Source organism: Algimonas porphyrae (assembly GCF_041429795.1).
Taxonomy (GTDB): Bacteria; Pseudomonadota; Alphaproteobacteria; order Caulobacterales; family Maricaulaceae; genus Litorimonas; species Litorimonas porphyrae.
Genome location: NZ_CP163424.1, coordinates 716742 through 741876, shown reverse-complemented (window position 1 = coordinate 741876; position 25135 = coordinate 716742). Strand labels below are relative to the sequence as shown.

Here is a 25135-nt window from a genome sequence, read left to right as displayed (position 1 = left end):
GTCTTCGCGCGCCCCATCCCACCCACTGTCGAGCCTATTTCATGACCGAACAGCGCAGACTCATCCTGGCCTTCGTCCTGTCCGGACTGGTGCTGATGGCCTATTTCTTCTTTTTCGTGCAACCGACGCAGGAAGCAGCCCGCGCCGACGCTCAGGCCGAGATGGAACGCCTCGCCGCAGAACAACCTGTGGCGGAACAGATCGTCACACCGGCGCAACCGCGCGAAGTTCTGGTCGCGACGGGTACGCGCATTCCGGTCGACGCGCCGGGCATTCGCGGCAGCCTGCTGACCACCGGGTCGCGGCTGGATGACATCACGCTGAACGATTATGACAAGACGCTGGATCCGGCCGACGGACAGGTTGAGCTGCTCTCCCCCATGGGCGGGGAACGCGCCGGGTTTGTGGCCGATAACTGGACGTTGCCCGGCACGGTCGGCGACACGCTCGGGATCGAGACGCCGTGGGCGGTCGTGTCCGGAACGACACTCAGCCCCAATATGCCGGTCGTGCTGCAGACATCGGTCGGGGGCGTCGATATCGAACGGACCCTGAGCGTCGATGATCATTTCCTGGTTACGGCCAGCGATGTGCTGACCAATCGCGGCGCACAGCCCGTGACCCTGACGCGTCGCGGTGTCGCCCGGCAGGTCAATCTGCCGGAAGGGCTGCTGAATTTCTTCATTATTCAGGAAGGTCCCGTCTCGGTTCAGGACGACAGCTATCACGACCATACCTACAAAAAGGCCGCGAAGGAAAACTGGTCCAATACGGGCGCAGCGGGCTGGGCCGGGATCACCGACCGTTACTGGCTTCACGCCGCCATCGCGCCGCAGGACGGCAATACGACGATCGACTATACGCACAGCCTGATTGACGGGAATACCGTCTGGGATTCAGCCTATGCGACCGACGCCATGACGCTGAGCCCGGGTGCGAGCCTGCAATCGACAGCCTATCTCTATGCCGGCGCCAAGGAACGTCCCGTGCTGGAAGCCTATGAGGACGAGCTTGGCATTATCGGCATGAGCCGCGCCATCGACTGGGGCATGATGGGCATTCTCGTACGTCCGATCATGTGGTCACTCTCCTGGCTGGGCAGCATGCTCGGTAATTACGGCCTTGGCATTCTGGCGCTGACCTTCTTCATCAAGCTACTCATGTTCCCGCTGTTCAACAAACAGTATCAGAGCCAGGCCAAGATGAAAAAGGTCATGCCCGAGGTCAAGAAGCTGCAGGAGCGCTACAAGGACGACCGCATGAAACTGCAGCAGGAAATGATGGGCCTGTACAAAAAGGAAGGCGTCAATCCCGCCGCAGGCTGCCTGCCGATCATTCCCACGATCTTCGTCTTCTTCGCCCTCTACAAGGCCGTGTTCATCGACATCGACCTGCGCCACGCGCCGTTCATCGGCTATATTCAGGATCTGTCTGCGCCGGAATCGATTTCGATCCTGAACGGCTTCGGCTTCCTGCCTTTCGAGGGACGTCCGACAGGCATTCTCGCCTTTATTGCTCTCGGCCCGCTGGCCCTGCTTTACGGCATCACGATGAGCCTGATGTACACGCTGACCCCGCCATCAGGCGATCCGATGCAGGCCAAGATCTTCAAGCTGATGCCGTGGCTGTTCATGTTCATTCTGGCCAGCTTCCCTGCCGGCCTGCTGCTCTACTGGTGCTGGAACAATGTGCTGTCCTTCTTCCAGCAATGGTACATTACCCGGAAGAACAATGTAGACACGCCGGTCGATGCCTTCATCCGCAAGATTACAGGCAAGCCGGATCCGGCGGACGCGGCGGAATAGTGAAGCCTGTCCTGACAGAACGCACCTATCAATCTGAAGAGATCGAAGCGGGCCGCCTGCTATTTGCGCGGCCCGTCACCTTCATGAAATCGGCCGTGTCGCTGGCGACGCTGCCGCCCATGGGGCCGCCAGAAGTCTGCTTCGCCGGGCGATCCAATGTCGGTAAGAGCACGCTGATCAATGCGCTGACCAATCATGCGGGCCTCGCCCGGGCTTCCAACACGCCGGGCCGGACGCAGGAACTTAACTATTTCGACGCCCAGGGCCGCCTGAACCTGGTCGATCTGCCGGGCTATGGCTATGCCAAGGCGCCCAAGCACAAGGTGCAGGCATGGACCCGTCTGACGCGCGAATTTCTGAGGGGGCGCGCCACATTGCGCCGCGTCTTCATGCTGATCGACAGCCGCCACGGGCTCAAACCCGTCGATCTGGAACTGATGGACATGCTGGACGAAACCGCTGTGACCTATCAGCTGGTTCTGACCAAGGCCGACAAGCTGAAAAAAGGCCAGCTGACCCGAATGCATGAAGAGACCGCTCAGGCCATCGCCAAGCGTCCTGCCGCCTTCCCTGCCATCGCTCTGACCAGTTCTGAGAAGGGTCTGGGCATCGCGGAACTCCGTGCTGAGATTGCCAGCTTGGCGCTGCCGTCCGAACCCGTATAACGCGGTCGATGAATCCGTCAGACGACATACCGTTTCAGGATCGCCGAAAGGTCGACTCGGGCTGGAACAGCGCCTTCACCTTGTCCCGGGCCCTGCCCTTCATACAGCGCCATGCTGGGGCGACCATTGTCGTCAAATTTGGCGGCCACGCCATGGGCACGCCGGAACTGACGGCTGAATTTGCCAAGGATATCGTGTTGCTGCGTCAGGTCGGATTGCGACCCGTCGTCGTTCACGGCGGTGGCCCTCAGATCGGCTCCATGCTGTCCCGTCTCGATATCAAGACCGAGTTCAAGGACGGGCTGCGCGTGTCCGACATGGAAACGGTCGGCGTGGCCGAAATGGTCCTATCGGGCGCGATCAACAAATCGCTTGTCTCCGCCATCAACTGCGCTGGCGGTCGCGCCGTCGGCCTGTCCGGTCGCGATGCCCGCCTGATCACGGCGGCCCCCAAGGGCGAAGGGCTCGGCTTTACCGGGATCCCGGCAGCAACCGATGTGCGCGTTCTGAATACATTGGCGGATGCCGGTTTCATTCCCGTCGTCTCGCCCATTTCCGCCGATGAAACGGGGGATGGCTTCAACATCAATGCCGATACGGCGGCGGGATGCCTAGCGGCGGCTCTGACCGCGACGCGACTGATCCTGATGACCGATGTGGCAGGCGTGCTGGACACGGATAAACATTTGCTGACCGATCTGTCCCGCGCCGATGTGCAGGGGCTGATCGATGACGGCACGGCCCAAGGCGGGATGATCCCCAAATTGCAGACCGCGATGGACGCTGTTGGCGACGGCGTCGAAGCAGTCGTCATTCTGGACGGTCGGCGGGCGCACGGGTTGCTGGTCGAACTGTTCACCGATGACGGGGCGGGTACGCTGATCCATGCGTAAGGGGTTTGCAGCACTAATCGTGGCCGCAGCCGTCCATGGTGGCCCGACCGCCGCACAGGATTCCGTGCCGATCGAACAAGCGGAAACCGCGTCTGCGTCCGACGCCCCGATTACGGATCCGACCCTGATCGGTCCGACGACGGAATGGCAGGTCTGCAACGAGACGTCCTATGTCGTGCGGACCTCCAGTGCGTTTCTGCGTAGCGGACGGATGATCGCGAAGGGATGGGACGAGCTGCTGCCTGGTCGCTGTATCACGCTGATCACGCCCCAGACCGGACCTCGCTTTCTATTCGCGGAAAGCCTCGACCTGCATCAGGGCGGTGTGCGCGAATGGAAGGGTACCACACCGCTCTGCGTTGCCGATGAAGCGGACTTCGAATCCGATGCGACAGAGGATTGCCGCCTGACCAACAAGACCAGCCGGGACCATTTCGCCGTCCGCCCGGGCGAACCAGTGACCAAACTGGTCGAGCCGGGTGACTACGGGTCGGAACGCTCCGTCATTGCCGCGCAGCAACGCCTGCTGCGTGATGCGGGCTATGACATTACGCGCATTGACGGCATGGCCGGGCGCAAGACCTCGCGCCTGCTGCGCCGGTTCCGAGATGATGCCAGCCTCGACTCCGGTGTCTCTGGCGAACCGCTCATGCGTGCCCTGATGACGGCGGCAGCCAACCGCCAGGCGGGCATCGGACTGGAAGTCTGCAATCAGAGCAGCGCGACCCTCTGGGCCGCCGTCGCGACCCGCGAAGACACGCAGTGGCGATCGCGTGGTTGGTGGCAGGCGACGGCCGGGGAATGTACACGCCCGCTGGATATACCGCTGACGGATACGGAAGCGCATCTGTTTGCCATTCAGGAAGCGCCGGAAGGGCCCGACCTGCGCCTGCGGACATCCGCCACGACGCCGTCGCAATTCTGCATCGCAGAAGCGCGGTTCGACGCGCTCGGAAACGATATGTGTCTGGAACAGGGCTATACGGTCGCATCCTTCCGACCCATTCCGACCGATATGCCGGGCGCACGCGTGCGTCTGTCCGATTCCGACTTCGCAACGCCCGCGCCCGCCGGACTCAGGCGCTAGAGCGCCGCGCCAGATCGATCATGGACCTACGCGACATTCGCACCTGGATCTTCGATCTGGACAATACGCTCTACCGCGCAGATGTGAGCTTCTTTGCCGATATCGGTGAGAAGATGACCACTTTCATTTCGCGCCATCTCGCCTTGCAACCCGATCATGCGCGGGAGTTGCAGGAGGAATATTTCCACGACTATGGGGCCACCCTGTCGGGACTGATGGATATTCACGGCATGGATCCGGCGGAATTTCTCGATTATGTTCACGATGTCGACCTGTCAGTCCTGACGCCTAACCCCGCCTTGCGTGCCGCGATTGCCGCGCTGCCCGGACGCAAACTGATCTTCACCAACGGATCGCGCGGACATATCCGCAATGTCGCTTCGCACCTGAATCTGCTGGATCTGTTCGATGGCGGCTTCGCGATCGAAGATGCCAATTACATTCCCAAGCCGAAGCGCCCGGCCTACGAGACGTTCAACACCGTTTTCGATATCGATCCTGCGACCTCGATCTTTTTCGAGGACACGTTACGCAATCTGGAAATCCCGAAACAGATGGGTATGCGTACCGTTCTGGTCGGCGAGGAGCCCGACTGGGGCCGGACGGACAATCTGACGATCAACCGCCCAACCGGAACGGCCCGAAAGGCCAGCTTCGTCGATGCGGTAACGGATGATCTGGCGGGTTGGCTGACCGAACATGCATCGGGCCTGGTCGCCGCAGAATAGACGCGCGCCTACTGCCCGATCCAGACGATGCGGGCGATCCAGACGATTTTCTGACGTGGAATGATGCGATCATCATAGTCGGGATTGATGCTGAGCAGTTCAACCTGTGTCTCGCTCATGCGGTGCAGTTCCTTGGCCATGACCTCACCTTCGATGGTCTTGACCACGACGCGGTCGCCGCGCCGGATCGGTTCGTTCGGACTGACGACAACCCGGTCACCAGCCCGCATGACAGGTGACATGCTGTCCCCGGCAATCTGCAGGCAGTAGGTGCCCGGCGTGGACACGCCGGGAACGCGGACATCATCCCATCCGCCGCCGACTGGAAATCCGCTATCATCGAAATAGCCGCTATCGCCAGCCTGCGCGTGACCGATCAGCGGTACGCTGGGACCGCGCGTATAGCTGCCATCGGCGAACCGGGCGAAGTCCTCAAAGGTCATTTCCACGGTCGCCAGAACCTTGGACAGGCTTTCCGTCGATGGCCAGCGATCCTTGCCCGACGGGCTCTGTCGCTTCGATTTGTTGAAAGTCGTCGGGTCGAGCCCCGCCTGTCGTGCCAGACCCGATGGCGAGGTCGATAAAGCGGAAGCCAGCCGGTCCAGCGCGTTCCATATATTCGTATGAGATAGCATTAGAGCGATCATTAGGAAGATATGCCTATTCGGTCAAGTCGACTATCGTCCAGACAAAGCCGCCCGAGGCCGAAAATCTGGACATAAATCTAAAATAGAGTATCATAAAAATACACAACTTACGGGGCAAGAAATGGATTACTGTAAACTCTACGCCGAGGCTGGCGCTCACTGGCAGGAAAGAGGCGTCAGCGATGCGCTACGCAATATGTCGACATTCAGCGACCATATGAAGCGTTTCGGCTACAAGCACATGCCCAAATTATTGTTGATCGAGGATGTGGATCGGGAAACGGTCCGGGTCCATTTCAAGAAGGGGTTTCTAAGTAGTCGTCCTGCTTTGCCGGCGATGAATGTTTCGAAGAACTATGCCGGCGGCCGCATCGAGCTGCTGAGAGACATCTATCCCGCCATGCGCCGGTAGGTGGAAACTCGGCCTTGCTTCCCGATCACCCCGGTGTTGCGGCTGATCCGGCCAGCAGACCGCCATCGATCGTCATTTCCGACCCGGTGATGTAGCGCGCCTCATCTGATGCGAGGAGCAGAGCGAGCGCAGCCACTTCTTCGGGCGTGCCAAAGCGCTGCATCGGTGTGTCCTTGACCAGCGCCGCCATGGTCGCTTCGCGCGTGTCGGGATCGCCGAGCATCGGTTCCCACATGGGCGTGAGGATCGCCGCCGGATGCACCGAGTTGCAGCGAATATCGAGCCCTTGTTGCGCGCAGTAGAGCGCGACCGTTTTCGTATGATTGCGGATGGCTGCCTTGGAAGCGGCATAGGCGGCAGCACCGGGAATACCGACTAGACCCGAACGCGACGAGATGTTGACGATCGCGCCGGCATTGCGGGGGCGCATGGCACGGATCGCATAGCGACAGCCGAGAAAGGTGCCGTCCGTATTCACGGCATGAACGTCGCGCCAGGCCTGCAGGCTGGCATGTTCAGGGTCATGCGCAACGGGGTCATTCTCGAACCCTGTCACGCCAGCATTATTGATGACGATATCAGTCTGCGGACAGATTTCGGACAGTCTGTCCCAGTCGCTTTCGGACGCGACATCGAGCTTCAGCGCAGACGCACCCAGCGTATCGGCCAAGGCGATGACACCCGCGTCGTTAATATCAGTCAACATCAGACTGGCACCTTCCGCATGGAAAGCCCGCGCAATGGCTTCGCCGATTCCCCGCGCCGCGCCTGTGATGACCGCATGCTTTCCCTGCAATCGCGCCATTATGCAAATCCTTGAAAAAACCCCGCCGCAGCGCTGTCGCCGGGCGGGGAGTTTGTATCGCACAATTTGGGGAGGTGCGAGGGTTCTGTGCGATGTCCCGAACGAATTCGGGACATCGGATCGGGTCGGCGCGCCTAAGGCGTGACGAATTCGGGATAGGCCGGGACCCCGATTTCCGCCTGGTCCAGACCGACGATTTCGTCTTCTTCGCTAGGCCGCAGGCCGATCGTGACTTTCAGCAGGATCCAGACGATCGCCGACACGACGCTGACGAAGACAGCTGTCGCGACGACCCCGATCAGCTGCGGCATGAAGCCGACATCGGGGTTGGTGAATGCGACGACGAGGGTCCCGAAGATACCAGCGACAAGGTGAACCGGGATCGCCCCGACCACATCGTCGATCTTCAACTTGTCCAGCAGAGGCACGGTCAGGCAGGCCAGGATCGATCCGATGGCACCAACGACAATAGCCACTTCGACGCTGGGCGTCAGCGGTTCGGCGGTGATGGCCACCAGACCGGCCAACGCCCCGTTGATTGCCAGCGTCACGTCGATCTTGCCGTAGCGCAACTGTGTGTAGACGATGGCCGCGATAACGCCGCCCGCTGCCGCCATATTGGTGTTGACGAAGATACGCGAGACATCTGCCACGTCGCCGATCGTTCCGGCCGCCAGTTGCGACGCGCCGTTAAAGCCGAACCAGCCGAGCCACAGAATGAACATGCCCAGTGTGGCGAGCGGAATATTGCTGGCCGGAATCGGATGCACTTTGCCGCCGACATATTTGCCCAGACGCGGGCCGATAATGATCGCACCGACCAGAGCGGCCCAGCCGCCCGTGCTGTGAACCAGCGTGGACCCGGCAAAGTCGGAGAAACCCATATCATCCAGGAAGCCCGTGCCCCATTCCCAGCTGGCGACAACCGGATAGATGAAAGCGGTCAGAATGGCCACGAAGATGAAGAACGGCCAGAACTTGATCCGTTCGGCTACGGTTCCCGACACGATCGACGCGGTTGTGGCGCAGAACACCATCTGGAAGAACCAGTCGGAGGCGACCGAGTAACCCGTATCGAGTGCAGCGCCCTGAAGGGCGGCTGTCGCAGCATCGTCCGCTCCGGCCAGACCGACCGGTTCGATTGTATAGCCGGGCGTGATGAAGGCGCTGAAATTCACATAGTCGTTTGCAGCCATATACAGCACGTCATAGCCGAAGAACCAGAACATCAGGCCCGCCAGAGAATAGAGCATGATATTCTTCAGGCATTGCATGGAGACGTTCTTGGTCCGCACGAAACCGGCTTCCAGCATGGCGAAGCCCGCGGCCATCCACATGACGAGGAAGCCCCCGATCAGAAACAGCAATGTGTTGAAGATGAAGGCTGAACTGTTCGTCGCTTCGACGACGGCTGTCATATCCTGCGCAAAACCCGTGTTCGGCAATGCCAGCAACACGGCCGATCCAAATATAATGCCTGTCCGGCGCATGGTGATCCCTCCAGTTTTATTCATTCAGCACACCCAAAAGACATTCCCGCGTCTCCAGCGAGCGCGAGACGCGGTGCGCGCGGGGATTGGTCAAATGCGGGCAATCTTTGTGCGCACTCCCTCGCCTCTTGCCCTGATCCTGTGCGCCCGCTAGCGGCGGGTTCATGAACGATCCTGACATCTACAAGATTCTGACGTCCGAGCAGTGGCGAACGCTGGCGCGCGATGGATCGACGGTCGGCAGCCCGCTCGACCAGCAGGACGGCTTCGTGCATTTTTCAACGGCAGCGCAGCTCTCCGGCACCTTATCAAGGCACTTCAAGGGTGCAGGCGAGCTCGTTCTGGCGCAGATTTCGACAGCTGGTCTGGACGGAGCGGTCCTGCGGTGGGAGCCAGCCCGCGACGGATCGCTTTTCCCGCATCTCTACGCCGCCTTGCCAAAGACCGCCGTGCGTCAACACTGGACATTGCATCCGGATGGGCAAGGCCGCTATGCGCTCCCCGACCTGACGAATTGATCTCACAGCGATGCGACTGTTATGAGCCTGCTATACAAGACCGGAACCCGCCTGCTGCGCAGCCTTCCGGCGGAATCCGCCCACCTGACGACTGTGCGTCTGCTACGCGCGGGCCTCGGACCAAAAGGCGCGTCCATCGACCGGGCCGAGCTGCGGACCTCTGTCGGCGGGCTCGACCTGCCCAATCCTGTCGGGCTGGCTGCCGGGTTCGACAAGAATGCCGACGTGCCGGATGCCATGCTCGGCGCGGGTTTCGGCTTCGTGGAATGCGGCACGGTCACACCCCGCCCGCAGGCCGGCAATCCCAAACCCCGCCTGTTCCGCATCCCGGAGCACGACGCCGTCATCAACCGCATGGGGTTCAACAATGCAGGGCTCGACGCATTCGCTGCCCGCTTGCGCTCACGTCAGGGGCAACACGGTCTTGTCGGAGCTAATCTGGGCGCCAACAAGGATAGCGATGACCGCATTGCCGATTATCTGGAGGGGCTGACGCGTTTATGGGGTCTGTCGGACTATTTCACCATCAATATCAGCTCCCCCAACACGCCCGGCCTGCGCGAACTGCAAGGGGCAGACGCCATGGATGCCTTGTTGGAACGAATTGCCCTCACACGCGCCAAGCTGGCGGCGGACGGGCCGAATTATCCCGTTTTCCTGAAGGTCGCGCCCGACCTGGACGACGACGAGATCCCGCGCATCGTCGAACAGGTCCGTGCCTATGCACTGGACGCGATCATCGTCTCCAATACGACCACTGACCGTCCCGCCGCGATCGGCCCGCGCTGGGCAGAGGAAGCGGGTGGCCTCTCCGGACAGCCTCTTTTCGACAAGTCGACCCGCTTGCTCGGCCAGTTTTATGCCGCAACTGACGGTCAGATCGATCTGATCGGGGTCGGTGGTATCGGTTGTGGCGCGCAAGCCTACGCCAAGATCAGAGCCGGCGCGAAAGCCCTGCAGCTCTATTCGGCGCTGGTCTTTCACGGACCGCAACTGGTCGAGGCGATCTGTAACGACCTGTCCGTCCGACTGGCCAAGGATGGATTCGAGACCATCGCCGAGGCAGTCGGAGCCGGCTAATCCGTCTTGATCTTGAATGTGGCGCTCGCGCGCGACACGATCGTCGCACCGCTCAGCAGATGCGTTTCGACAAAAGCGAGCGAGCGGCCAAGCTTCACAACCCGGCTATCGGTCTGTAACCAGTCGCCGATCTGCGCCTGCCCGACATAATCGATACTCAGATTCACGGTGACCATGTTCCGGATCGTTCGACCGCCGGCCATCAGCGCTAAACCGCAGGTCAGGCCCATCGCATTGTCGGCCAGCGTTGCGATAAATCCGCCATGGACAAGACCGCGTGAATTGCAGTGTTCCGCGCGAAGCTGCGTCCCCAGAGCATACTGGTCCGCCGCTATCCGGGCGAAGATCGGTTCCATCGAGTTTGTGAAGGGGGAGGGCCTATCGTGAGGAACGAACCCGTCAGGGACAGTCTGCGTCACAGTGCTAGAACGGCAGGCTGCGTTTCTTTGTGTAGCGCGTATAGCCGACATTGGCCCCTAGCCGCACGCCGACACCGGTCCGTACGGGCGCGAGCGTGATGCCATTGGTCCGCTGATAGTTCACGGCCATACCGCCAACCAGATAGGCCGAGCCATCGACACCCGGGAAGCGCCGGAAAATATCATCCATATCGTTCAGCCCGTAGACCAGTGTGAAGACCTTCCCCGCTTCCGCACCGACATCCAGCCCGATCGTCGGACCCTGCCAGTAGATTGGCATGGATTGACCGTCCTTCATCCATAGCGTCCCTTTGCCGAAGCGCGCGCCGATGGTCAGCGCACCGCCCCCTTCTTCACCGGTAATATAGCCGACAGGTTGCCCGCGGTCCTTGAACAGCCGTTCGATCGCCGTCGCCGCAGACTCGCTGGTCACACCCAGATGGGTGGATATGGCCGCCGCCAGCTCGTTCTCATTATAGGTCTCGGCCTCACCCTGTGCGGCGTCCTGGGCATTGCGGATATCGTCCGCACTGTTGGGATTATTGGGCGGCGTGGCACAGCCCGACAGGAACAGGCCGGTGATGGCGAACAGAAGGATGAGAGGAATACGCAACATGGGCAGCAATCTCCGACGGGACGACAATCGAGCGAGACGGTCACGTCCACCCTCACGGATTACGGTTAATAAAGGACGAAATTATGACCGCTCACCGCATCCCGACTGACGACGACAAGGGAGCGTGAGACCCTCTCAAACGCAAAAAAGCCCGCCGTGAAGCGGGCTTTCTTATTCAGAGAAGCATCCAAAGTTCTTTGACATCGGTGCTTGAGGTCGAAAGCCCTGTCGGAGGCTTTCCACATACGCTTATGCGTCAGCGGTCTCTTCGCGTTCGCGGTCGATCAGACCTTTGGCGTCTTCGTCGCGATCGACGAATTCGATGACGGCCATCGGCGCATTGTCGCCATAGCGGAAACCGGCCTTCATGATGCGGATATAGCCGCCGGAGCGATCCGCATAGCGCGGGCCGATCACATCGAAGAGTTTCTTGGCCTGATCCTTGTTGCGCATACGCGCAATGGCGATGCGACGGGAGTTCAGGTCACCCTTCTTGGCAAGTGTGACGAGCTTTTCGACAAACGGGCGCAGCTCTTTGGCTTTCGGCAGCGTTGTGACGATCTGTTCGTGCTCGACCAGCGAAGACGACATGTTGGCGAACATGGCCTTGCGGTGCGAGGCGGTGCGGTTGAGTTTACGATGGGCGATGCGATGGCGCATGGCGATATTCCTTCAGCGTTAAAACGTGCGACCTGCATCCAGTCCGAAGACTAGATGTGATCGTCGTATTTCTTGGCGAGATCTTCGATGTTTTCCGGCGGCCAGTTCGGCGCGTCCATGCCGAGATGCAGACCCATGGCGGCCAGCACTTCCTTGATCTCGTTCAGGGACTTGCGACCGAAGTTCGGTGTGCGCAGCATTTCGGCTTCCGACTTCTGGATCAGATCGCCAATATAGACGATATTGTCGTTCTTCAGGCAGTTGGCCGAACGCACCGACAGTTCCAGCTCGTCGACCTTGCGCAGCAGCGCCGGGTTGAAGTCGAGCTCTGGCTTTTCTTCGCCGCGGACCGTGTCTTCCGGATCGTCGAAATTGACGAAGACCTGAAACTGGTCCTGCAGGATGCGCGCGGCGACGGCGACGGCATCTTCGGGCGTGACCGCACCATTGGTTTCGATGTCGATCAGCAGCTTGTCATAGTCCAGCACCTGACCTTCGCGCGTGTCTTCGACACGGTAGGCGACGCGCTTGACGGGCGAATAAAGCGCATCGACGGAAATCAGACCGATCGGCGCGTCTTCGGGACGCGATGCCGACGCCGGGACATAGCCCTTGCCGGAGGTGATCGTCAGTTCCATGCGGATATCGGCGCCTTCATCGGCCGTGCAGATGATGTGATCTTTGTTCAGGATTTCGACATCCGCCGTTTCTTCGATGTCGTGACCCGTGACCGGACCCGCACCTGTCTTGCGCAGCAGAACCTTTTTCGGACCATCCGTGTGCAGACGCACAGTCAGGCCTTTCATGTTCAGGATGATGTTGGTGACATCTTCGCGCACACCCGGAATGGATGTGAATTCATGCACGATACCATCGATCTGGACGGCGGAGACGGCGGAGCCTTGCAGCGAGCTCAATAGAACGCGGCGCAGCGCATTGCCGAGCGTCATGCCGAAGCCACGCTCCAGCGGCTCAGCCGTGATGGTGGCCTTACGCTCCGGGTTGCGGCCCGGCTCGATTTCAGGGTTGATCGGACGGATCAGTTCCTGCCAATTCTTTTCAATCATTACGTGCCCTTCTCTTGGACGGCCTCGATAATGAGGCAAAGCGCCGGACCGGAACGTCTTCGCGGTCGGCGCATATAGGGAGCAGCCCCGTTGGGGCCACGATTGTCAGCTTAGACGCAGCCGCGCACTAGACTCTGCGTCGCTTGGGCGGGCGGCAGCCATTGTGCGGAATCGGTGTCACATCACGAATGGTCGTGATGGTGAAGCCGGCAGCCTGCAGCGCACGGACAGCCGATTCGCGACCCGAACCCGGGCCGTTCACATTGACTTCCAGCGTATTCATGCCGTGTTCCATCGCCTTGGAGGCCGCGTCTTCGGCTGCGACCTGTGCCGCATAAGGTGTCGATTTACGCGACCCCTTAAAGCCCATCGTACCGGCAGAGCTCCAGGCAACAGCATTGCCTTGCGCATCGGTGATGGTGATGATGGTGTTGTTGAATGTCGAGGCGACGTGCGCGACGCCAGACGTGATGTTCTTGCGATCGGCGCGCCGGACGCGTGTCGGTTCCTTAGCCATGATCCTACCTACTTCTTCTTGCCGGCAATGGCTTTAGCGGGACCCTTGCGGGTGCGGGCATTCGTGTGGGTCCGCTGACCGCGGACCGGAAGACCACGACGGTGACGCAGACCCCGATAGTTACCCATATCCATCAGACGCTTGATGTTCTGGCTGACCTCACGGCGCAGATCGCCCTCGACCTGATGGTCGCGGTCGATCGTTTCGCGGATCGACAGGACTTCGGCGTCGGTCAGATCCTGAACGCGACGGTCATCGGCAATGCCGACCTTGGTACAGATATCGTTCGCCGTTGCCGGGCCGATACCATGAATATATGTGAGCGCGATTTTGACGCGCTTATTGGTCGGGATATTAACCCCAGCAATACGTGCCACGTAGCCGTTCCTTCTGTGCCTGGCGCACCTACGCCGGGATGGCCGGGTGCGCTTTGGACCGCCTTGCGGCCCGCTTGTTTCTTGTGCTCCACAGCCATTTCGACTGAGGCGCTTTTGTCCCATAGGATAAGGGGCGGGTTACGCGCCGCCTCTTCGCGAAGGGCGTTCCTTTAGTCCTCTGCGCAGTGCCCGTCAACCGGAACAGCGCAGCCTATGGCAGTCCTGACGGACGCGATCCTAGCGCCCGAACAGACGCGCAAAGAAGCCTTTCTTCTGTGTCGGCTCGCCTGCACGGACCCGCTTCAGCACCTCTTCGACCTGCGCCGAAACACCGTCGATCGTGTCCATGCCGTTGACTTCCGCCAGCTTGGACTGGGCGGCATAGAAGGGCAGCAGGGGTGCGGTCTGCTTGTTGTAATTTCCCAGCCGGATCGCAAAGCTCTCCGGGTTATCGTCCTTGCGGCCCTGCTCGGCAAAGCGCGCCTTGATACGGTCCATCAGCGCGTCGTCATCGACCTTCAGACGGATCACGCTATCGATCGCCATGTCGCGGCTGGTCAGGGCGGCGTCGAGCGCTTCGGCCTGCGGCACGGTACGGGGGAACCCGTCGAAGATAAAACCGGCTGCGTCTGGATTATTGTCGATCTGTTCCTCGATCAGCGCGATCACGATCTCGTCCGAGACCAGATCGCCGCGGTCCATGATCAGTTTGACACGTTCACCGAGATCCGAACCAGATGCGACCGCGGCCCTCAGCATGTCGCCCGTGGACAGTTGCACCAGACCGTGATCCGCCACCAGTTTCTTAGCTTGCGTCCCCTTCCCTGCGGCGGGTGGACCGAACAGGATCAGGTTCAGTTTTTCGTCATGTGTTGGCATGCTTCGCCCCTCCCCAATCAATCCAGACGCCTGCGCGAAATTCAGGTCTTGCCTTTAGACCGGCGGCGCATGCGGGACTTCTTGATCAGCCCTTCATACTGGTGCGCGATCAGATGCGACTGAATCTGCGAGACCGTGTCGAGTGTGACGGACACGATAATCAGCAGGCTCATCCCGCCGATCAGCATGGCGACAGACACGGGGATCCCGTCATTCTGCGCAATCACGATTTCAGGCACGACGCAGACGAAGGCGACGTAGAACGCACCGATGAAAGTCAGGCGGGACAGGACATAGGTCAGATAATCCGCCGTCCGGGCCCCCGGACGGATACCGGGCAGGAAGCCGCCATTCTTGCGCAGATTGTCGGCCACATCATCGGGTTTGAAGACGTAAGGTACGTAGAAATAACAGAAGAAGATGATCAGCAGGCCATAAAGCGCCAGATAGACGGGCTGGCCATAACCCAACAGCGCGAGCAAGGTCGTCGCGAAGCCGGATGCACCGGAACCGTCCGATCCCAGCATCAGCGGCGCTAGCGTCGTCGGCAGGATCAGCAGCGAACTGGCGAAGATGGGCGGGATCACGCCCGCCGTGTTGAGCTTAAGCGGCATGAAGGAACTCTCGCCACCGAACTGGCGTCCGCGGGCCATTTGTCGCTTCGGATACTGGACCAGCAATCGTCGCTGCGCCCGTTCGACGAAGACGATCAGCATGGAGAGGGTGATGAACATCACGATCAGGAAGATCAGAAGCTGAGTCGAAACGACCGAAGAGCTGCTGTTGAGCGAGAAGACCTGGAAGATGGCCCGCGGCAATTCAGCCACGATACCCGCGAAAATGATCAGCGAGACGCCGTTACCGACCCCGCGCGCCGTCACCTGTTCGCCGAGCCACATCAGGAACATGGTGCCCCCGACCAGCGTGATCACGGTCGATGTCTGGAAGAACAGGCCGGGATTGATCGCTGCGCCGCTATTTTCGATCAGCTTCGCCACGCCGAACGCCTGGAAGGCGGCGAGCACAAGCGTGAGGTAGCGCGTATACTGGTTGATCTGCTGGCGGCCCTGCTGGCCTTCCTTATCGAGCTCCTTGAGGCTCGGGACGGAGCCTTTCATCAACGTCATGATGATCGAGGCCGAAATATAGGGCATCACATTGAGCGCGAAAACGGCCATGCGTTCCACCGCACCACCCGCAAACATGTTCAGCCGGTCACCGAACCCACCCGCGGTTCCGCCCTCGAGAAATGTCGAGAATGCCGCCAGATCGACACCCGGAACCGGAATATAGGTCCCGAGGCGGTAGATGATCAGAATGCCGAGGGTGAAGAGAAGGCGCTGCTGCAGCTCCTTCGCCTTCAGGAAGGTTCCGGGACGGAAATTCTGCGCGAGCTGTTCGGCGGCTGATACCATGATTAAAGGTCCCTTGCCGCGGACGTGAATGCCGTAATGGGCCCGTCCGCCTATCTTCCCGAGTTAGGGACGCTTCCCCTGAAGCGAAAGACCCTGCCGCAGTTGCGCCAGGGTCATTGAAGTGATTGTGACTAGAATTCGCCCAGTTTGCCTTCGTTCTTGGCAAGCAGATAGTAGAAGGTCACCCGGTTTTTCATCCGGTGTGGCTTCATCGTGGCGCAGACGGCTTTGACCTTTTCCATCGCCGCGTCCTTGTCATCGACGCCCAGTTTCTTCTTCATGAAACCTTTGACGATCGTGTCCAGTTCGCTCTCATCCGAACAAGACACATATTTTGCGTCTTTATTCTTCAGCGACGCGCCGAGATATTTCTCGATCGCGAGAAGCGCGGCGTTGTCGGCGTCGGCATCGAAGTCCTGCGTCTTGGCGAGATAAGCCGATTCAGCCGCTTCGGCCTTGTCAGCAGCTTTCTTCGGTGCAGCTTTCTTCGGTGCAGCTTTCTTCGCAGGCGCTTTCTTTTCAGACGTCTTCTTTTCAGCCGCGTCCGCTTTTGGAGCCGCGTCCTTTTTCGGAGCCGCCTTTTTCGCTTTCGGCTTGGCTGCGACAGCATCCTTGTCGCGGGTCACCCGTTCGGGCGTGCCTTCGACGATGGTGATGGAGCCCTTGGCACCTTCGATAATGGCTTGCGCGCCTTTGGTCGCAGACGCGACATGCAGGTCGAGGGCCGCAGACAGATCGCCATTGCCGATCACGCGGACACCGTCATGGGCGCGGCGAATAACACCGGCGCGGACGAGCGCTTCAGCGTCGAGCTTGTCGCCGGTCTTGATCTTTCCGGCCTGGACTGCACGCTCGAGCGTGGCAATGGACAGTTCGGCCATGCGCTTGCGATTGGGCTTGTTGAAGCCACGCTTGGGCAGACGCATGTGAATAGGCATCTGGCCGCCTTCGAAGCCATTGATCGAAACACCGCTACGGGATTTCTGACCTTTGACACCACGGCCGCCTGTCTTGCCTTTGCCGGAACCGATACCACGACCGACCCGCTTGCGGGCCTTGGTTGCGCCCGGATTATCTGAGAGTTCGTTCAAACGCATTGTTCTTACCTTTCTCCGCCTACGCCCACGATCCCGTATGGCGCTTCGGCGTCACCGGCAAAATCCAGCCGGCTTGGAGATGATGAGTGAAAAAGAGCGGCAGGAGGCCTGCCGCGTCTTGAAATCTACTCTTCGACGATCTCCACCATGTGGGAGACCTTGTTGATCATGCCGCGCACGGACGGCGTATCTTCGAGCTCGCGAACGCGGCCCATCTTGTTCAGGCCGAGACCGATCAGGGTCGCGCGCTGATCCGGCTTGCGGCGGATCGGCGAGCCCGTCTGGCGGACCTTCAATGTTTTCTTGGCAGCCATGTCAGCCTCCAATTATGCTTCGAGAGCTTCTGGTGCGGAGGCACCATCGACACGCCGCTCGACAATGTCGGCGACTTTCTTGCCGCGTTTGGCAGCCACGGTACGCGGGCTTTCCATACGCTTCAGCCCATCAAACGTGGCGCGAACCATGTTGTAGGGGTTGGATGTACCGTTCGACTTGGCGACCACATCCTGAACGCCGAGGCATTCCAGAACGGCGCGCATCGGACCACCGGCGATGACGCCGGTCCCGGGAGGGGCGGCACGCATCATGATTTTGCCAGCGCCGTGACGGCCCTTGACGTCGTGATGCAAGGTCCGGCCTTCACGCAGCGGCACGCGGATCATCGTCTTCTTGGCTTCTTCCGTCGCCTTACGAATGGCTTCGGGCACTTCGCGGGCCTTGCCCTTGCCGAAGCCGACACGGCCCTTTTCGTCGCCCACGATCACGAGGGCGGCGAAGCTCATATTGCGGCCGCCTTTGACGGTTTTCGCAACGCGGTTGATGTGCACCAGACGATCGATGAACTCGTTGTCTTCGTCCTGGTCGCGACGGCGATTGTCGTTTCTACCTGCCATGATCGATCCCTAGAACTTCAGGCCGGCTTCACGCGCGGCGTCGGCCAGCGCCTTGACGCGGCCATGATAAAGGTAAGCACCCCGGTCGAAAACGACCTCGGTCACGCCAGCGGCAATTGCGCGCTCCGCGACCAGTTTGCCGATCCGTGCCGCAGCGGCAACGTCGCCGCCCTTCTGGCTTTTGTCTTCCAGCGTCGACGCGGATGCGAGGGTTGCCCCCTGCATATCGTCGATCAGCTGCGCGGAGATATTCTTGTCCGAACGATAGACCGACAGGCGCGGACGCCCTTGTGAATGTTTCTTCAGGCGACGACGCACGCGTTGCGCGCGGCGCTTCATGCCTTTGTGTGCGGTGGAAGCCATTATTTCTTCTTCCCTTCTTTCTGACGCACATATTCGCCGACATAGCGCACGCCCTTACCCTTATAGGGCTCCGGCTTGCGGAAGGCGCGGATCTCTGCCGCGACCTGACCGACCTGCTGCTTGTCGATACCCGACACGATCACGGATGTCGGCTTGGGCGCCTCGATCGTGATACCGGCAGGCGGCGTATAGTCGACATCGTGCGAATAGCCGAGCTGCATGGACAGGGCGGAACCCTTCATCTGGGCGCGATAACCCACGCCGCGCAGTTCGAGCGCTTTGGTGAAGCCGTCCGTGACGCCTTCGATCATGTTGGCGACCATTGTGCGGGCCATGCCCCACATGGCCGAGCCGTTCTTGGCGCCCTCGACCACATCGATGGTCAGCTCATTATCCTTGAACTCACCCGTGACGGCGTCGGGCAGGGTAAAGGACAGTTCGCCCTTGGGACCCTTGACGGCGATGGACTGACCGGTCTGGGTCAGTGTGACACCGGACGGGACAGTGATGGGCTTTTTGCCGATACGTGACATTGTTCGCCCTTTCCTAAGAGACCTGGCAGAGGACTTCGCCGCCGACATTATTTTCGCGGGCAGCGCTGTCGCTCATGACGCCCTTGGGCGTCGACAGGATGGAGATGCCGAGGCCGTTGCGGACCTGCGGCAGTGTTTTGACGGAACTATAGACGCGACGACCCGGTTTAGAGATGCGTTTGATCTCCCGGATAACGGCTTCGCCTTCGTAATATTTCAGCTCGACTTCGAAGGTGCGGAAGCCCTTCTCGTCCTTGGCTTCGGAATAGCCGCGAATGAAACCTTCATCGGCCAGCACGTCCAGAACACGGCCGCGCAGATTGGATGCAGGCGTCGTCACGGACGAACGACCGCGCATGATCGCATTGCGGATACGTGTGAGCATATCGCCGAGGGGATCGGAAAAAGACATGTCTTATCCTCCTACCAGCTGGACTTGGTGAGACCGGGGATCAGACCCTGGCTGCCGAGCTCGCGCAGGGCGATCCGGCTCATTTTCATTTTGCGATAGTAACCGCGTGGACGACCTGTGACCTGACAACGGTTACGGATACGGCTGGGGGCCGAGTTGCGCGGAAGCGCGGCCAGCTTGAGCTGGGCGGCAAACCGTTCTTCGACAGGCAGGTCCTTGTTACGTGCAATATCCTTCAGCAGGGCACGCTTGGCGGCATATTGGGCCACCATGCGCTGACGCTTCATATTGCGTTCGACTGAACTGACTTTAGCCATTCAATTTTTCTCCTCATGCAGGGTCTTTTCAAAAGACCCGCTTCGCTTGCTGCGTTCGCTCTTCTGTCCGGTCCGCTCTACTTGCGGAACGGGAACCCGAGCGCGGCCAGCAATGCCTTGGCTTCTTCATCTGTTTTGGCGCTGGTCTGCACCACGATATCCATGCCACGCGTGGCATCGGACTTGTCATAATTGATCTCCGGGAAGACCAGCAGGTCGTTCAGACCCATGGCGAAGTTCCCGTTTCCGTCAAAGCTCTTGCCGTTCAGGCCGCGAAAGTCGCGGACGCGTGGCAGGGCGATGTTGGTCAGGCGATCAAGAAATTCCCACATCCGGTCACGACGCAGCGTGACTTTCGCACCGATCACCATGCCGTCGCGCAGCTTGAAGCCGGCGATGGATTTCTTCGACGTCGTCGGAAGCGGTTTCTGACCGGCGATAAGCGACAGCTCTTCGATCGCCGCTTCGACTTTCTTCTTGTCGGCAACACCTTCGCCCAGACCCATATTCAGGACGACTTTCTCGACCTTGGGGACCTGAAGCTCGTTCGTGTATTTGAACTCTTCTTTGAGCTGGGCACGGATTTCGTCGCGATAGACGGCGGCCAGGCGGGGTTCGTACGGCTTAGACATCGATGACTTCTCCCGACTTGCGGGCCACGCGAACCTTTTTGCCGTCCTTAAGTGTCTTGAAACCCACGCGGGTCGGGACATTGTCGGTCGGATCGAGATGCGAGACGTTGGAAATATGGATCGGAGCCTCGAAGGTGCGGATGCCGCCTTCGGGGTCGGTTTGGCTAGGACGGACGTGACGTTTGACGACACGCACACCCTCAACGACGACACGGTTTTCTTTCGGGATCACGCGAAGGACATTGCCCTTCTTACCCTTATCCGCGCCAGCGATGACGACAACATAGTCGCCTTTTTTGATCTTCGCAGCCATGGTTACAGCACCTCCGGTGCCAGCGAGACGATCTTCATGTGGTTCTTGGCACGCAGTTCACGAGGAACAGGGCCAAAGATCCGCGTGCCGATCGGCTCGCCATTATTGTTGATGATGACGGCCGCATTGCCGTCGAAGCGAATGACGCTGCCGTCGCGACGCTGAATGTCCTTGGCAACGCGAACGACGACGGCCTTGCGGACATCACCCTTCTTCACCTTGCCGCGCGGAATGGCTTCCTTGACGGACACGACGATCGTGTCGCCAACATGCGCATATCGGCGTTTCGAACCGCCCAGCACCTTGATGCACTGGACCCGGCGGGCACCGCTATTGTCAGCGACATCCAGATTGGATTGCATCTGAATCATGGTTGTCTTCCTTAAGCTTGGGAGTCTCGCCTGCCCGCGTTACGCGGAGACGACTTCCCAGGTCTTTGTCTTGCTCTTGGGTGGGCACTCGATGATGCGCACCTTGTCACCGACCTTGTGCGCATTCTGCTCATCGTGAGCATGATAGCGCTTGGAGCGGCGAATGGTCTTTTTCAGCAGCGGATGCAGGAACTGACGCTCCACTTTCACCACGATCGTCTTCTCGCCCTTATCGGACACGACGGTGCCTTGCAGAATACGTTTTGGCATGGGTCTTATGCCTCCGTCTTGCTGGCCGCAGCCTTACGCTGAGCCTGCAGTGTTTTCACGCGAGCAACAGCCCGGCGCACTTCGCGGACCCGTGCCGTGCTTTGCAGCTGGCCTGTGGCGTCCTGGAAGCGCAGGTTGAATTGCTCTTTCTTGAGCGTCAGCAGCGTGTCCGCCAGCTGATCGTCGGACAGCTGACGCAGCTCGTCCACTTTGAGATTCTTATCGGCCATCTTAGTTGCCCTCACCCGGACGCGTGACGATCTTGCACTTGATCGGAAGCTTGGCCGCACCGAGGCGCAGCGCTTCGCGCGCGACATCGTCGGACACGCCATCAATTTCGAACATGATCCGGCCCGGACGGACCTTGCAGGCCCAGAATTCGACAGAACCCTTACCTTTACCCATCCGCACTTCGGTTGGCTTTTTTGTCACAGGCACATCCGGAAAGATCCGGATCCACACGCGACCGGCGCGTTTCATGTGACGCGTGATCGCGCGACGAGTCGCTTCGATCTGGCGTGCTGTCACCCGCTCGGGCTCCAGAGCCTTCAGACCGTAGGAACCGAAGGTCAGCGCCGTGCCGCCCTTGGCCATTCCCTTGATCCGACCCTTGTGAGCCTTGCGGAACTTGGTTCTTTTTGGCTGACGCATTGCGGGAGCCTCCTAGTTCGCGCGAGCGGGACGGCGGTCGCGTCCACCCCGGTCACCACCGCGATTGCGATCGTTTCCGCGGGAGCGTGTGTCGCCCTGCTCGGTCATGCGGCGCTCATGAGCATAGGGATCATGCTCGAGAATTTCGCCTTTGTTGATCCACACTTTGATACCGATGATGCCCATGGCCGTCATCGCGCGTGCGGTGCCGTAATCGATGTCGGCGCGCAGCGTATGCAGCGGCACGGCACCTTCCTGATACTGTTCGACGCGGGCGATTTCGGCACCGCCGAGACGACCGCCCAGCTTGATCTTGCAGCCTTTGGCGCCCATGCGCATGGCGCTTTGCAGCGACCGCTTCATGGCGCGACGGAACGAGACGCGGCGCTCGAGCTGCTGGGCAATGCCCTCAGCGACGAGGTTGGCATCGACTTCCGGCTTACGGACTTCGACCAGATTGATGAACACTTCGCCGTCAACCATGGAGGCGACACGCTTGCGCAGCGCTTCGATGTCAGCACCCTTTTTACCGATCACCACACCCGGACGCGCCGTGTAGATGGTGATGCGGCAAGTCTTGTGCGGACGCTCGATGACGATGCGCGAGACAGACGCGTTTTTCAGTTCATTGTGCAGGAAAGACCGGATTGCCAGATCCTGGTGCAGCAGGTCGCCATACTCGGACGTATTGGCGTACCAGCGCGACTGCCATGTGCGGTTGATGCCGAGGCGAAGGCCGATCGGATTGATCTTCTGACCCATTACGCGGCCTCCTCTTCGGAAACTTCTTTCACAACGATCGTCAGCTCGGAGAACGGCTTGAGGATCCGCGCGCCGCGGCCACGGGCACGGGCCCGGAAACGCTTCATCACGAAGTTCTTGCCGACATAGGCTTCGGAAACGATCAGATTGTCGATGTCCAGATTGTGATTGTTCTCGGCATTCGCAATGGCGGATTCCAGGACCTTCTTCACTTCGCCGGAAATGCGTTTGTGAGAGAATTCCAGGTCTGCCAGCGCCTTATCCACCTTCTTGCCGCGGATGAGCTGCGCCACGAGGTTCAGCTTCTGGGGCGAGATGCGGATCATGCGCAGCTTGGCGCGCGCCTCATTGTCGGCGAGCCGACGTGCTTGTTTCTGCTTGGCCATCGGTGTCTATCTCCGCTTGGCTTTTTTATCGGCCGTATGGCCGTAATAGGTGCGTGTCGGCGCGAATTCGCCGAGCTTGTGACCAACCATGTCTTCATCGACCAGCACCGGCACGAATTTCTTGCCGTTATGGACCTGGAAGGTCAGCCCGACGAAATTCGGCATGATGGTGGAGCGGCGCGACCAGGTCTTGATCGGCTTGCGGCGGCCTTCGGCGTGAGACGCTTCGGCCTTCTTGAGCAGGTAACCGTCAACAAACGGACCTTTCCAAACGGAACGTGGCATAGTCTCGTCCCTTTCCTAGCGTTTCTTCTTCTCGTGACGCGAACGGATGATGAATTTGTCAGTCGACTTGTTGGAACGCGTCCGCGCCCCTTTGGTCGGCTTACCCCAAGGTGTCACCGGGTGACGACCACCGGACGTCCGACCTTCACCACCGCCGTGGGGGTGATCGACCGGGTTCATGGCCACACCGCGAACGGATGGGCGAACACCCAACCAGCGTTTGCGACCAGCTTTGCCGAGATTGATGTTCATGTGATCCGGGTTGGACACAGCACCGACAGTTGCCAGGCAGGTCTGGTGGATCATGCGCATTTCGCCGGATTTCAGACGAACCTGAGCGTAACCCTCGGAGCGACCGACCAGCTGTGCGTAGGCGCCGGCTGAGCGGGCGATCTGACCGCCTTTACCGGGCTTCATCTCGACATTGTGGATGATCGTTCCAACCGGCATGGCGCGCAGCGGCATGGTATTGCCAGGCTTCACATCGGCCCGCTCTGCGGACAGTACCGTGTCACCGACAGCCAGACGCTGCGGCGCAAGGATGTAGGACTTTTCGCCGTCCTTATACTGGATCAGCGCAATGAAGGCTGTCCGGTTGGGATCATATTCGAGGCGCAGCACGGTCGCTTCCATGCCCGTCTTGTTCCGCTTGAAGTCGATCTTGCGGTACAGACGCTTGTGACCACCACCCATGCGGCGAGACGTGATGCGACCTTTATTGTTGCGGCCACCGGATTTCGTCAGACCTTCGGTCAGCGACTTTTCGGGGCGGCCCTTGTGCAGCTCGCTGCGGTCGACCTGAACCAGGTGACGGCGGGACGGGCTGGTGGGGTTATATGTCTTCAATGCCATGGTTCTAGAGCCCTGTCGCGATGTCGATCGTGTCGCCATCTTTCAGCGTCACGATGGCTTTCTTGACGTCGGAGCGGCGACCCAGACGACCCCGGAAGCGCTTGGTCTTCCCTTTGGTCAGGATCGTGTTCACGGCCGTGACCGACACGTTGAACAGCTGCTCGACGGCGGCCTTGATTTCCGTCTTGTTCGAGCTCAGCGGCACTTCGAAGACGATCTGGTTGTTTTCGGCAACGATTGTCGATTTTTCGGTGATGACCGGAGTCAGGACCGTATCGTAATGTTTGGCGTTCGCGCTCATTTCAGACGCTCCTGCAAATCTGCAACGGCATCCTTGGACAGCACCAGCGTGTGGCGACGCAGAATGTCGTAGACGTTGGCACCCTGGCTGGGCAGCACATCGACATTGGGAATGTTACGGGCGGCCCGACCGAATGTGGCGTCGATTTCGCTGCCACCGACGATCAGTGCGTTCGTCACGCCCATCTTCTCGAGCTGCTTGCGCAGTGCGGAGGTTTTCGCCTCTTTCATGGACAGCGCATCGACGACGATCAGCTCGCCTGCGGACTGCTTGGCAGACAGCGCATGGCGCAGGGCCATCTTGCGAACCTTCTTGGGCAGCTCGTGGCTGTGGTCACGCGACCGTGGGCCGTGCGCCTTGGCACCGCCGCGGAACTGCGAGACCGAACCATTACCGTGACGCGCCGTACCGCCACCTTTCTGGCGACCGATACGCTTCGTGGTCTTGGACACGTCGCCGCGCTCCTGGACCTGATGCGTGCCGGAGCGGCGCTTGGCCAGCTGATAGCGGACCATGCGGTGGAGAATATCCTTGCGGGGCTCTTGGCCGAAGACGGTGTCGTCGAGATCGACGGAGCCGTCCTTCTTGCCTTCGAGTGTTGTCACATCAAACTTCAT

General features: G+C 60.0%; 38 protein-coding genes. 8 read left to right on the top strand and 30 right to left on the bottom strand.

Translation table 11 applies throughout. The features are described from left to right. The first annotated feature begins 41 nt into the window (after nt 1–41). From yidC to AB6B39_RS03665, 5 genes are read left to right on the top strand one after another with little or no spacing between them, the layout of a single operon-like run. Entirely contained in the window at nt 42–1805 is a 1764-nt protein-coding gene (gene yidC, locus AB6B39_RS03685; RefSeq protein WP_284373500.1) for a membrane protein insertase YidC, read from the top strand. After that, on the top strand, nt 1805–2470 hold the full coding sequence (gene yihA, locus AB6B39_RS03680; RefSeq protein WP_284373502.1) for a ribosome biogenesis GTP-binding protein YihA/YsxC: 666 nt from the start codon (nt 1805–1807) through the stop codon (nt 2468–2470). Before yidC ends, yihA begins: the two co-directional genes overlap by 1 nt. Nucleotides 2471–2478: 8 nt before the next feature. After that, entirely contained in the window at nt 2479–3363 is an 885-nt protein-coding gene (gene argB / locus AB6B39_RS03675) for an acetylglutamate kinase (RefSeq protein ID WP_284373504.1), read from the top strand. Between the two features lie 19 nt (nt 3364–3382). After that, entirely contained in the window at nt 3383–4450 is a 1068-nt protein-coding gene (locus tag AB6B39_RS03670) for a DUF1036 domain-containing protein (protein ID WP_284373506.1), read from the top strand. Between the two features lie 20 nt (nt 4451–4470). Continuing rightward, nucleotides 4471–5178, top strand: a complete 708-nt coding sequence (locus AB6B39_RS03665; RefSeq protein WP_284373508.1) for a pyrimidine 5'-nucleotidase — start codon at nt 4471–4473, stop codon at nt 5176–5178. Nucleotides 5179–5186: 8 nt separating this feature from the next. Here AB6B39_RS03665 and AB6B39_RS03660 read toward each other — a convergent pair whose 3' ends face one another. Beyond that, complete coding sequence (locus tag AB6B39_RS03660; protein WP_284373510.1) at nt 5187–5813, bottom strand: helix-turn-helix transcriptional regulator; 627 nt, start codon at nt 5811–5813, stop codon at nt 5187–5189. 133 nt (nt 5814–5946) lie between these two features. On the opposite strand from AB6B39_RS03660, the gene AB6B39_RS03655 reads away from it, so the two are divergent. Continuing rightward, nucleotides 5947–6237, top strand: coding sequence for a hypothetical protein (locus AB6B39_RS03655; protein ID WP_284373512.1), 291 nt, complete (start codon nt 5947–5949; stop codon nt 6235–6237). Between the two features lie 25 nt (nt 6238–6262). Here AB6B39_RS03655 and AB6B39_RS03650 read toward each other — a convergent pair whose 3' ends face one another. Both AB6B39_RS03650 and AB6B39_RS03645 read right to left on the bottom strand, forming a co-directional pair. Further along, nucleotides 6263–7042 (bottom strand): SDR family oxidoreductase, encoded by a 780-nt coding sequence (locus AB6B39_RS03650; protein WP_284373514.1) that lies wholly within the window; start codon nt 7040–7042, stop codon nt 6263–6265. Nucleotides 7043–7176: 134 nt separating this feature from the next. Then, nucleotides 7177–8532: an ammonium transporter gene (locus AB6B39_RS03645; RefSeq protein WP_371398756.1), complete on the bottom strand. Its 1356-nt coding sequence runs from the start codon at nt 8530–8532 to the stop codon at nt 7177–7179. 164 nt (nt 8533–8696) lie between these two features. On the opposite strand from AB6B39_RS03645, the gene AB6B39_RS03640 reads away from it, so the two are divergent. Further along, nucleotides 8697–9050 carry a DUF952 domain-containing protein gene (locus AB6B39_RS03640; RefSeq protein WP_284373518.1) on the top strand — a complete coding sequence of 118 codons (354 nt, stop codon included), beginning with the start codon at nt 8697–8699 and terminating at the stop codon, nt 9048–9050. Nucleotides 9051–9071: 21 nt separating this feature from the next. After that, entirely contained in the window at nt 9072–10130 is a 1059-nt protein-coding gene (locus tag AB6B39_RS03635; RefSeq protein ID WP_284373520.1) for a quinone-dependent dihydroorotate dehydrogenase, read from the top strand. Here the strand turns inward: AB6B39_RS03635 and AB6B39_RS03630 are convergent. From AB6B39_RS03630 to rplD, 27 genes are all read right to left on the bottom strand, one after another. Continuing rightward, entirely contained in the window at nt 10127–10549 is a 423-nt protein-coding gene (locus tag AB6B39_RS03630; RefSeq protein WP_371398691.1) for a PaaI family thioesterase, read from the bottom strand. The genes AB6B39_RS03635 and AB6B39_RS03630 overlap by 4 nt on opposite strands. 4 nt (nt 10550–10553) lie before the next feature. Next, a complete protein-coding gene (locus AB6B39_RS03625; protein ID WP_284373524.1) occupies nt 10554–11165 on the bottom strand; it encodes a DUF1134 domain-containing protein in 612 nt (203 codons plus the stop codon). Nucleotides 11166–11414: 249 nt separating this feature from the next. Further along, nucleotides 11415–11825, bottom strand: a complete 411-nt coding sequence (gene rplQ, locus AB6B39_RS03620) for a 50S ribosomal protein L17 (protein WP_284373526.1) — start codon at nt 11823–11825, stop codon at nt 11415–11417. Nucleotides 11826–11875: 50 nt separating this feature from the next. Continuing rightward, a complete protein-coding gene (locus AB6B39_RS03615) occupies nt 11876–12892 on the bottom strand; it encodes a DNA-directed RNA polymerase subunit alpha (protein WP_284373528.1) in 1017 nt (338 codons plus the stop codon). A 127-nt stretch (nt 12893–13019) separates the two neighbouring features. Further along, nucleotides 13020–13409 (bottom strand): 30S ribosomal protein S11, encoded by a 390-nt coding sequence (rpsK, locus tag AB6B39_RS03610; protein WP_284373530.1) that lies wholly within the window; start codon nt 13407–13409, stop codon nt 13020–13022. Nucleotides 13410–13417: 8 nt separating this feature from the next. After that, a complete protein-coding gene (gene rpsM / locus AB6B39_RS03605) occupies nt 13418–13786 on the bottom strand; it encodes a 30S ribosomal protein S13 (protein ID WP_284373532.1) in 369 nt (122 codons plus the stop codon). A gap of 237 nt (nt 13787–14023) precedes the next feature. Next, nucleotides 14024–14644, bottom strand: coding sequence for an adenylate kinase (locus tag AB6B39_RS03600; RefSeq protein WP_348520199.1), 621 nt, complete (start codon nt 14642–14644; stop codon nt 14024–14026). 62 nt (nt 14645–14706) lie between these two features. Further along, a complete protein-coding gene (gene secY / locus AB6B39_RS03595) occupies nt 14707–16080 on the bottom strand; it encodes a preprotein translocase subunit SecY (protein WP_284373537.1) in 1374 nt (457 codons plus the stop codon). A 131-nt stretch (nt 16081–16211) separates the two neighbouring features. Beyond that, nucleotides 16212–17177: a 50S ribosomal protein L15 gene (rplO, locus tag AB6B39_RS03590; protein ID WP_348520193.1), complete on the bottom strand. Its 966-nt coding sequence runs from the start codon at nt 17175–17177 to the stop codon at nt 16212–16214. A 125-nt stretch (nt 17178–17302) separates the two neighbouring features. Next, the gene (gene rpmD / locus AB6B39_RS03585) at nt 17303–17491 is read right to left on the bottom strand and encodes a 50S ribosomal protein L30 (protein WP_284373539.1); all 189 of its coding nucleotides are present in this window, start codon (nt 17489–17491) and stop codon (nt 17303–17305) included. A gap of 12 nt (nt 17492–17503) precedes the next feature. Continuing rightward, complete coding sequence (rpsE, locus tag AB6B39_RS03580) at nt 17504–18070, bottom strand: 30S ribosomal protein S5 (protein WP_284373541.1); 567 nt, start codon at nt 18068–18070, stop codon at nt 17504–17506. A 9-nt stretch (nt 18071–18079) separates the two neighbouring features. Beyond that, nucleotides 18080–18433 (bottom strand): 50S ribosomal protein L18, encoded by a 354-nt coding sequence (rplR, locus tag AB6B39_RS03575; protein ID WP_284373543.1) that lies wholly within the window; start codon nt 18431–18433, stop codon nt 18080–18082. Further along, entirely contained in the window at nt 18433–18966 is a 534-nt protein-coding gene (gene rplF, locus AB6B39_RS03570; protein ID WP_284373545.1) for a 50S ribosomal protein L6, read from the bottom strand. Before rplF ends, rplR begins: the two co-directional genes overlap by 1 nt. 13 nt (nt 18967–18979) lie before the next feature. Next, on the bottom strand, nt 18980–19378 hold the full coding sequence (gene rpsH, locus AB6B39_RS03565; protein ID WP_284373547.1) for a 30S ribosomal protein S8: 399 nt from the start codon (nt 19376–19378) through the stop codon (nt 18980–18982). An 11-nt stretch (nt 19379–19389) separates the two neighbouring features. After that, entirely contained in the window at nt 19390–19695 is a 306-nt protein-coding gene (rpsN, locus tag AB6B39_RS03560; RefSeq protein ID WP_284373549.1) for a 30S ribosomal protein S14, read from the bottom strand. Between the two features lie 77 nt (nt 19696–19772). Continuing rightward, nucleotides 19773–20327 carry a 50S ribosomal protein L5 gene (gene rplE, locus AB6B39_RS03555; protein ID WP_284373551.1) on the bottom strand — a complete coding sequence of 185 codons (555 nt, stop codon included), beginning with the start codon at nt 20325–20327 and terminating at the stop codon, nt 19773–19775. After that, nucleotides 20320–20640, bottom strand: coding sequence for a 50S ribosomal protein L24 (rplX, locus tag AB6B39_RS03550; RefSeq protein ID WP_284373553.1), 321 nt, complete (start codon nt 20638–20640; stop codon nt 20320–20322). Before rplX ends, rplE begins: the two co-directional genes overlap by 8 nt. A gap of 2 nt (nt 20641–20642) precedes the next feature. Beyond that, nucleotides 20643–21011: a 50S ribosomal protein L14 gene (rplN, locus tag AB6B39_RS03545; RefSeq protein ID WP_284373556.1), complete on the bottom strand. Its 369-nt coding sequence runs from the start codon at nt 21009–21011 to the stop codon at nt 20643–20645. Nucleotides 21012–21050: 39 nt separating this feature from the next. Beyond that, on the bottom strand, nt 21051–21281 hold the full coding sequence (gene rpsQ, locus AB6B39_RS03540; RefSeq protein WP_284373558.1) for a 30S ribosomal protein S17: 231 nt from the start codon (nt 21279–21281) through the stop codon (nt 21051–21053). Between the two features lie 5 nt (nt 21282–21286). Further along, nucleotides 21287–21511 carry a 50S ribosomal protein L29 gene (gene rpmC / locus AB6B39_RS03535; protein ID WP_284373561.1) on the bottom strand — a complete coding sequence of 75 codons (225 nt, stop codon included), beginning with the start codon at nt 21509–21511 and terminating at the stop codon, nt 21287–21289. A 1-nt stretch (nt 21512) separates the two neighbouring features. Then, nucleotides 21513–21932, bottom strand: a complete 420-nt coding sequence (gene rplP, locus AB6B39_RS03530; RefSeq protein ID WP_284373563.1) for a 50S ribosomal protein L16 — start codon at nt 21930–21932, stop codon at nt 21513–21515. Nucleotides 21933–21944: 12 nt separating this feature from the next. Beyond that, a complete protein-coding gene (rpsC, locus tag AB6B39_RS03525; RefSeq protein ID WP_284373565.1) occupies nt 21945–22694 on the bottom strand; it encodes a 30S ribosomal protein S3 in 750 nt (249 codons plus the stop codon). Then, nucleotides 22694–23080 (bottom strand): 50S ribosomal protein L22, encoded by a 387-nt coding sequence (rplV, locus tag AB6B39_RS03520; RefSeq protein WP_284373567.1) that lies wholly within the window; start codon nt 23078–23080, stop codon nt 22694–22696. The genes rpsC and rplV overlap by 1 nt, the downstream gene beginning before the upstream one ends. 6 nt (nt 23081–23086) lie before the next feature. Continuing rightward, nucleotides 23087–23365 carry a 30S ribosomal protein S19 gene (gene rpsS / locus AB6B39_RS03515; RefSeq protein ID WP_284373569.1) on the bottom strand — a complete coding sequence of 93 codons (279 nt, stop codon included), beginning with the start codon at nt 23363–23365 and terminating at the stop codon, nt 23087–23089. A 15-nt stretch (nt 23366–23380) separates the two neighbouring features. Next, a complete protein-coding gene (rplB, locus tag AB6B39_RS03510) occupies nt 23381–24217 on the bottom strand; it encodes a 50S ribosomal protein L2 (protein WP_284373571.1) in 837 nt (278 codons plus the stop codon). Between the two features lie 4 nt (nt 24218–24221). Next, complete coding sequence (locus AB6B39_RS03505) at nt 24222–24518, bottom strand: 50S ribosomal protein L23 (RefSeq protein ID WP_284373573.1); 297 nt, start codon at nt 24516–24518, stop codon at nt 24222–24224. Next, nucleotides 24515–25135, bottom strand: a complete 621-nt coding sequence (gene rplD, locus AB6B39_RS03500; RefSeq protein WP_284373575.1) for a 50S ribosomal protein L4 — start codon at nt 25133–25135, stop codon at nt 24515–24517. The genes AB6B39_RS03505 and rplD overlap by 4 nt, the downstream gene beginning before the upstream one ends.

Coding starts and splice junctions, on each gene's coding strand:
- yidC (WP_284373500.1), top strand. CDS start 42: ATGACCGAACAGCGCAGACTCATCCTGGCCTTCGTCCTGTCCGGACTG.
- argB (WP_284373504.1), top strand. CDS start 2,479: ATGAATCCGTCAGACGACATACCGTTTCAGGATCGCCGAAAGGTCGAC.
- AB6B39_RS03665 (WP_284373508.1), top strand. CDS start 4,471: ATGGACCTACGCGACATTCGCACCTGGATCTTCGATCTGGACAATACG.
- AB6B39_RS03660 (WP_284373510.1), bottom strand. CDS start 5,813: ATGCTATCTCATACGAATATATGGAACGCGCTGGACCGGCTGGCTTCC.
- AB6B39_RS03655 (WP_284373512.1), top strand. CDS start 5,947: ATGGATTACTGTAAACTCTACGCCGAGGCTGGCGCTCACTGGCAGGAA.
- AB6B39_RS03650 (WP_284373514.1), bottom strand. CDS start 7,042: ATGGCGCGATTGCAGGGAAAGCATGCGGTCATCACAGGCGCGGCGCGG.
- AB6B39_RS03645 (WP_371398756.1), bottom strand. CDS start 8,532: ATGCGCCGGACAGGCATTATATTTGGATCGGCCGTGTTGCTGGCATTG.
- AB6B39_RS03640 (WP_284373518.1), top strand. CDS start 8,697: ATGAACGATCCTGACATCTACAAGATTCTGACGTCCGAGCAGTGGCGA.
- AB6B39_RS03635 (WP_284373520.1), top strand. CDS start 9,072: ATGAGCCTGCTATACAAGACCGGAACCCGCCTGCTGCGCAGCCTTCCG.
- AB6B39_RS03625 (WP_284373524.1), bottom strand. CDS start 11,165: ATGTTGCGTATTCCTCTCATCCTTCTGTTCGCCATCACCGGCCTGTTC.
- rplQ (WP_284373526.1), bottom strand. CDS start 11,825: ATGCGCCATCGCATCGCCCATCGTAAACTCAACCGCACCGCCTCGCAC.
- AB6B39_RS03615 (WP_284373528.1), bottom strand. CDS start 12,892: ATGATTGAAAAGAATTGGCAGGAACTGATCCGTCCGATCAACCCTGAA.
- rpsK (WP_284373530.1), bottom strand. CDS start 13,409: ATGGCTAAGGAACCGACACGCGTCCGGCGCGCCGATCGCAAGAACATC.
- secY (WP_284373537.1), bottom strand. CDS start 16,080: ATGGTATCAGCCGCCGAACAGCTCGCGCAGAATTTCCGTCCCGGAACC.
- rplO (WP_348520193.1), bottom strand. CDS start 17,177: ATGCGTTTGAACGAACTCTCAGATAATCCGGGCGCAACCAAGGCCCGC.
- rpmD (WP_284373539.1), bottom strand. CDS start 17,491: ATGGCTGCCAAGAAAACATTGAAGGTCCGCCAGACGGGCTCGCCGATC.
- rpsE (WP_284373541.1), bottom strand. CDS start 18,070: ATGGCAGGTAGAAACGACAATCGCCGTCGCGACCAGGACGAAGACAAC.
- rplR (WP_284373543.1), bottom strand. CDS start 18,433: ATGGCTTCCACCGCACACAAAGGCATGAAGCGCCGCGCGCAACGCGTG.
- rplF (WP_284373545.1), bottom strand. CDS start 18,966: ATGTCACGTATCGGCAAAAAGCCCATCACTGTCCCGTCCGGTGTCACA.
- rpsH (WP_284373547.1), bottom strand. CDS start 19,378: ATGTCTTTTTCCGATCCCCTCGGCGATATGCTCACACGTATCCGCAAT.
- rpsN (WP_284373549.1), bottom strand. CDS start 19,695: ATGGCTAAAGTCAGTTCAGTCGAACGCAATATGAAGCGTCAGCGCATG.
- rplE (WP_284373551.1), bottom strand. CDS start 20,327: ATGTCTAAGCCGTACGAACCCCGCCTGGCCGCCGTCTATCGCGACGAA.
- rplX (WP_284373553.1), bottom strand. CDS start 20,640: ATGGCTGCGAAGATCAAAAAAGGCGACTATGTTGTCGTCATCGCTGGC.
- rplN (WP_284373556.1), bottom strand. CDS start 21,011: ATGATTCAGATGCAATCCAATCTGGATGTCGCTGACAATAGCGGTGCC.
- rpsQ (WP_284373558.1), bottom strand. CDS start 21,281: ATGCCAAAACGTATTCTGCAAGGCACCGTCGTGTCCGATAAGGGCGAG.
- rpmC (WP_284373561.1), bottom strand. CDS start 21,511: ATGGCCGATAAGAATCTCAAAGTGGACGAGCTGCGTCAGCTGTCCGAC.
- rplP (WP_284373563.1), bottom strand. CDS start 21,932: ATGCGTCAGCCAAAAAGAACCAAGTTCCGCAAGGCTCACAAGGGTCGG.
- rpsC (WP_284373565.1), bottom strand. CDS start 22,694: ATGGGTCAGAAGATCAATCCGATCGGCCTTCGCCTCGGCATCAACCGC.
- rplV (WP_284373567.1), bottom strand. CDS start 23,080: ATGGCCAAGCAGAAACAAGCACGTCGGCTCGCCGACAATGAGGCGCGC.
- rpsS (WP_284373569.1), bottom strand. CDS start 23,365: ATGCCACGTTCCGTTTGGAAAGGTCCGTTTGTTGACGGTTACCTGCTC.
- rplB (WP_284373571.1), bottom strand. CDS start 24,217: ATGGCATTGAAGACATATAACCCCACCAGCCCGTCCCGCCGTCACCTG.
- AB6B39_RS03505 (WP_284373573.1), bottom strand. CDS start 24,518: ATGAGCGCGAACGCCAAACATTACGATACGGTCCTGACTCCGGTCATC.
- rplD (WP_284373575.1), bottom strand. CDS start 25,135: ATGAAGTTTGATGTGACAACACTCGAAGGCAAGAAGGACGGCTCCGTC.